Annotated in this window: 5 protein-coding genes; 4 read left to right on the forward strand and 1 reads right to left on the reverse strand. The window is 35.1% G+C overall.

All coding sequences use genetic code 11. From position 1 onward, the window contains the following. Positions 1-366: 366 nt before the first annotated feature. Complete coding sequence (fabG, locus tag ACIQ2X_RS15290) at positions 367-1,113, reverse strand: 3-oxoacyl-[acyl-carrier-protein] reductase (protein WP_396179830.1); 747 nt, start codon at positions 1,111-1,113, stop codon at positions 367-369. 387 nt (positions 1,114-1,500) lie between these two features. Between fabG and ACIQ2X_RS15295 the strand changes: the two genes are divergently transcribed. From ACIQ2X_RS15295 to ACIQ2X_RS15310, 4 genes are all read left to right on the forward strand, one after another. Then, on the forward strand, positions 1,501-1,872 hold the full coding sequence (locus ACIQ2X_RS15295; RefSeq protein ID WP_396179831.1) for an RNA polymerase sigma factor: 372 nt from the start codon (positions 1,501-1,503) through the stop codon (positions 1,870-1,872). Beyond that, on the forward strand, positions 1,821-2,045 hold the full coding sequence (locus tag ACIQ2X_RS15300) for an RNA polymerase sigma factor (RefSeq protein ID WP_396179833.1): 225 nt from the start codon (positions 1,821-1,823) through the stop codon (positions 2,043-2,045). Before ACIQ2X_RS15295 ends, ACIQ2X_RS15300 begins: the two co-directional genes overlap by 52 nt. A gap of 50 nt (positions 2,046-2,095) precedes the next feature. After that, positions 2,096-2,371 (forward strand): hypothetical protein, encoded by a 276-nt coding sequence (locus ACIQ2X_RS15305; protein WP_396179834.1) that lies wholly within the window; start codon positions 2,096-2,098, stop codon positions 2,369-2,371. A gap of 107 nt (positions 2,372-2,478) precedes the next feature. Continuing rightward, complete coding sequence (locus ACIQ2X_RS15310; RefSeq protein WP_396179835.1) at positions 2,479-2,829, forward strand: hypothetical protein; 351 nt, start codon at positions 2,479-2,481, stop codon at positions 2,827-2,829. The last annotated feature ends 159 nt before the right edge of the window (positions 2,830-2,988 follow it).

Raw genomic sequence — 2,988 nt, forward strand, 5'->3', positions numbered from 1 at the left:
CAACAGTATTCCAAAATAGACCCCGAAACGCAATAAAGCCAAAAGCAATTGAACTCTCGATTTGTTTTTAGCTTTGTGAAAATATTGAAAATAAGACAGTCCACCTGCTATAACTATTGAAAGTAGAAGTAATAAAATGGTGGTTGTTGTCATTTATGAGTTGGAAGCCTCCTCCAACCCCTCCGAATGGAAGGGAATTCGAAAGGCAAATATAAATTATGTTTAAAACGAAAAATTTCTGCTGAAAAACGGAACCCCTAGCCCTGATGGAAGCGGCATCCTTTTTTTACTTGCCACGGGTTGAAACCTGTGGCAATTAAAAAAAGATACAGCGTACAGCAGGATTAAGCTCCTGAAAATTGTGCTTTAGGTTAACATTCCGCCGCATACGTTCATGACTTGTCCCGTCACGTAGGTACTCATATCGGAGGCGAAAAACAGACAAGCATTGGCCACGTCGTCAGTGCTACCGCCGCGTTTTAAAGGAATAGACTCTCTCCAACCTTTTACGACGTCTTCATTGAGTTTTGCGGTCATTTCGGTTTCGATGAAACCTGGTGCGATGGCGTTGCAACGAATGTTTCGCGAACCTAACTCCAAAGCGACTGATTTTGTGAAGCCGATAACACCTGCTTTTGACGCGGCATAATTGGTTTGACCCGCATTTCCTTTTACTCCTACTACCGAACTCATGTTGATGATGGAGCCTGAGCGTTGTTTTAGAAACGTTTTTTGGATGGCTTTTGTCATGTTAAAAACCGACTTTAGATTGACATCAATTACTTGGTCAAAATCGGCTTCGGACATACGCATCAATAGGTTGTCTTTTGTGATTCCGGCGTTGTTGATCAATACGTCGACGGTTCCAAAATCAGCCAAAACTGCTTGTACAAAAGTTTCTGCTTCACTGAAATCTGCAGCATTGGATTGGTATCCTTTGGCTTTTATGCCTAATTTATTCAATTCGTTTTCTAATTCTTGAGCGGATGCAGCTGATGAACTGTATGTAAAAGCGACGTTTGCACCGTTTTTTGCAAAAACTTCGGCAATTCCTTTACCAATTCCGCGACTTGCTCCTGTGATAATGACTGTTTTTCCTTCTAGTAATTTCATGTTTATACTATTGAGTTAATGTCCGATTTCTCGGTATTTATTGACTGCCAAATATAGGATAATTGTAGGAATTAAAAAATTATTGTACAAAAGTTCCTCACCCCAACCCTCTCCAAAGTAGAGGGAGCTGATTAGGGATCAAAAACCAAAACAAACCTATTTTTGGAACCTTACACTAATTTACCCACGGTTGAAATCGTTGGTTATGTTTTGATTGGTATCAAAAATAGTGTTCAAGATTTTATTCGTGGGATTAAATTGGAAAAAAGTCAAAGACAATTGTATTCATGGATTTGAAAAGTAAATAAACATAATCTATTTTTTAAAAAAAGAGTATATTTAAACTTTTTTTAAGAATTTGAGTCTTAAAAATGCAAACTTTTGTTTATGTCATCCAACAAAGCAGATTTTCAAAGCATTTATAAACAGTACAACCTAATGGTTTATAATGTAGGCTTGCATTATTTGCAAAACATTGAAGATGCTGAAGAAATTACGCAAGACGTATTTATCCAAATTCATGGTTCACTCGGAACTTTTAATGAAAAATCTTCATTAAAAACATGGATTTACCGCATCGCTATCAACAAAAGTTTGGACTTTCTTAAACAAAAAAAAGTGCCAAACGGTTTTTTATTTTTGGCAAAAAATCTGAAAATTAATGGGAACTTCACAATCATTCGAACTTTGAACATCCCGGAATTGCTTTGGAACAAAAAGAAAATGCGGCCGTTTTATTTGCTGTTATCAACGAATTGAATGAAAATCAAAAGACGGCTTTTGTACTTTCAAAGCTCGACGGACTGAGTAATCCTGAAATTGGAGAGGTGATGAAACTGAGTATTTCGGCGGTGGAATCGTTGATTTTTAGGGCAAAGAAGGCACTTCAAGAAAAATTAGAAAATAAATTTGAAGGATACCGCAAGAAATAAATAAAGAAATCGTCTAAAAAAAGCAGGCAAATCATCAAAAATAATCATCAATGAATAAGGAAGAATTTATAAAGTCTGTATTAAATAGCACGAATGGAATGACTCAAGCGGTTCCGTCAGAAGATTTGTATTTGAGAATTGAACACAAGATCAATGATGAAAAAGTGATTTCAATACACACACTTTGGATGGTAGCCGCATCGATTGCATTGTTGATTGGATTAAATATAATTTTACTAAACAGTTTTCCCTCATCCAATTCATCAGAAATGAGTCGGCTAGAACAAACAATTAATCCTACAAATCAATTGTATACGGAATTATGAATAAGCAAAAATTGTTGATTATTTCTGTGTCTGTGCTTTTCCTGCTCAACTGCGGAACGATAGGTTTTTTGTTTTTATCAAAGAAAAATAAACCTGAAAGTAAAAGAATGCCAAAAGAAATTGTGATAGAAAAACTGCATTTTGACAAAAGTCAGATTGCTGAATATGATAAAGTTATTTTGTTGCACCAGCAAAAAATTCGCAGTTTGGACGACTCTATCCGAATTTCAAAAAATAAATTATACCAACTGCTGAACGAAAATTCTAACGTAGATTCTGGAAAAGACAATCTCATACTGACGCTGGCAAATTATCAAAAACAAATTGAGCTGACGCATTTTAATCATTTTATGGAGATAAAAGCAATTTGCAGAAAAGACCAATTAGCCGATTTTGAAAATTTAACCGAAGAGTTAAGCAAAATATTTTCACACCCTAAAAAGCGCCCCCATAATTAAATATACTTACTGTTTTAACAGTATAATTAAAATCATTGCTATCCGAAAGTTTTGACGATTTTAGAAATAAGCATTGTAACTGCCTATAAACAGGTCAATATTTCAACTTTATGCTGAAAATAAGTCAGAACTGAATTCTAATTGCGGTTGAGATCTTAT

The sequence above is a fragment of the Flavobacterium sp. genome (assembly GCF_044368625.1).
GTDB lineage: Bacteria > Bacteroidota > Bacteroidia > Flavobacteriales > Flavobacteriaceae > Flavobacterium.

Coding starts and splice junctions, on each gene's coding strand:
- fabG (WP_396179830.1), bottom strand. CDS start 1,113: ATGAAATTACTAGAAGGAAAAACAGTCATTATCACAGGAGCAAGTCGC.
- ACIQ2X_RS15295 (WP_396179831.1), top strand. CDS start 1,501: ATGTCATCCAACAAAGCAGATTTTCAAAGCATTTATAAACAGTACAAC.
- ACIQ2X_RS15305 (WP_396179834.1), top strand. CDS start 2,096: ATGAATAAGGAAGAATTTATAAAGTCTGTATTAAATAGCACGAATGGA.
- ACIQ2X_RS15310 (WP_396179835.1), top strand. CDS start 2,479: ATGCCAAAAGAAATTGTGATAGAAAAACTGCATTTTGACAAAAGTCAG.